The organism is Streptomyces anatolicus (assembly GCF_019400875.1).
GTDB lineage: Bacteria > Actinomycetota > Actinomycetes > Streptomycetales > Streptomycetaceae > Streptomyces > Streptomyces anatolicus.
In genome coordinates this window covers 1-2,137 of record NZ_WMBF01000738.1, presented here as the reverse complement: position 1 = coordinate 2,137, position 2,137 = coordinate 1, and the positions used below count along the sequence as shown (strand labels likewise).

The window sequence follows — 2,137 nt, the reverse complement described above, 5'->3', positions numbered from 1 at the left end:
CCTACGGGCAGCAGCCGCCCCAGCCCCCATACGGCCAGCAGGCCCCTTACGGCCAGGTGCCGCCCCCGCCTCCCAGCGGCGGTGGCGGTGGCGGCAAGAAGACCGGCGTCCTCATCGCGGCCGTCGCCGTGGTCGCCGCCGCGGCCGTCGGCGGCTACTTCGTCTTCACGGGCGACGACGACAAGGGCGGCTCGTCGAGCGTGGCGGACGGCGGCGGGGGCGAGTCCGGCGTCAAGGACGACGGTCCGCACAAGCTGACGACGCCGGAGACCGTCCTGGTCGAGTACAAGAAGGACCCACAGCGCTCCAGCGGTCTCAACAGCGTCGACCGCGACAAGGCCGAGGCCGCTGGGGTGAAGAACCCCCAGGACGTGCAAGCCCAGTACCAGTCGGGCAGCAAGGAGAACCCGATGGCGCAGAAGGTGCTGACCTTCGGTGGCGTCTACGGGGAGATCGCCGACCCGAAGAAGGTCGTCGACCACATGTTCACGAACGCCAAGGAGGAGAACGGGTCCTCGGCGGGTGCCGGCGGCGGCCAGAGCGTCACGCTGGTCGGCGAGCCGAAGGAGTACAAGCCCGCCGGGCTCGACGGCGCCGTCATGAAGTGCCAGGAGATGAAGGTCGACCTGGGCGGCGGTGCGGGGACCTCCGGTTCCACGGCCGGTTCCTCCGGCCCGAGTGCGATGTCCGCAGCGACCTGCATCTGGGGCGACCACAGCACCCTCGGCTACGTGGTCACGACGGACGTCGCGAGCGCGATATCCGGGCGCTCCGCCGACCTCGACGAGGCCGCGACCACGACGGCCAAGTTGCGCAAGGAAGTCCGCGTCAAGCGCTGACGCGCCGCTCAACCACGAAGCAAGGGGCCTGGGTGACGGACCGGGGCCCTGCGATGCGAAGACACCTCGGCGGAAGTCATCCGGGGTCTGTGCGTGGAGGACGAGTCGTCGCGCTGGTGCGTCTTGATGCCGTCAAAGACGAGCTCCTCCACGCCGGCCATGCGTGCCATCGGAGGGCCCATGGAGCTGCGCTGGGAGCCGCGTTGCCGAACGCTTCCCGGTTGAGTCGGCCACTATCAGCAGCATCCTGTCGATGGCCAGGACACGCAGATTCTGGAGGAGCTCCAGGCCCCTGGCTCAGGGGTCGTGCCAGCGCATGGAACAGCTCGCGCATTACGGTCCAGCCCGGTTTCTGCCTTCCCAGGTCGGGGACGACTTCTTCACTCCCGACCACGGCCGCAGTTCTCATTCGCCCGCCTACAGCAACTGGAAGGCCTCCAGGCAGTCAACCCACGGGAACAGCTATAGCGTGAGGACGAAGTACGCCACGAAGTCCGGACGCGACATCCACATGAACGACCCAACACCCTGCTAGTCCCGATGTCGGCGACGAATTGCATGTGGGGCGCCGCAGGACCGTCGGCTATGTCGCTACAACAGATGTGGCGAGCGCGCTGTCCGCAGTTCGTCAACGCCGACAGGCCCTCAAATTACGCGGGAAGTGCGTGTCAAGCGCTGACCGCCATAATTACCCTGGAGGGGCGCGTGATTGCTCAAGCGCCCCTCTGAGGCGACACTGCGCGTCCGGCTAGTGTGCTCTGTCACACGCCTCGGCGGCGTGCTTACCCTTCACGCCGAGCTGCATGAGCATGGGTTGGCAGGCGAGACGCGTGGTGCTGCCCCAGATGCCTCCCTTGTCGCCCAATTCACATGCTCGGTCTACCTTCGGGCCAGTCTTGTAGCCCTGTGAAGCCAAATAACCCGAGCACCTGATCGGCGATGCGGACGCCGACGTAGCTGTCGCCAGCGGAACGATTCCAGCTCCTACAATCACGCTTGCCGCCACCAAGGCCCTCTTCACGATCAGCGACTTCACGCAGACCCCCTTCAATGCTTGCTCTGCCAGCCGTAGACATGACGGCTGGCACGGTCGCGTATAAGTAGATCATGTTCGGCGGGTGGCTTTGACAGTGGTGCCAGGGTGATCCTGATTCGTTCGCTCGGCCTCAACGCGTGCATCACAGCATGCAGAAGTGAGCTCCTACATGACCATTCACCAACTCGCCGCATTCGAGGCGACTTTAGAGATCACTATGCCCGTCCCTCCCCTCAGCAAAGTAAGTACCACGGCATAGCCC

General features: G+C 65.6%; 1 protein-coding gene. It reads left to right on the top strand.

Annotation, left to right across the window (positions count from 1 at the left end; genetic code table 11):
- On the top strand, window positions 1–839 hold an 839-nt coding region (locus GKQ77_RS31995; RefSeq protein WP_219692614.1), incomplete at its 5' end, for a hypothetical protein.
- Between the last annotated feature and the right edge of the window lie 1,298 nt (window positions 840–2,137).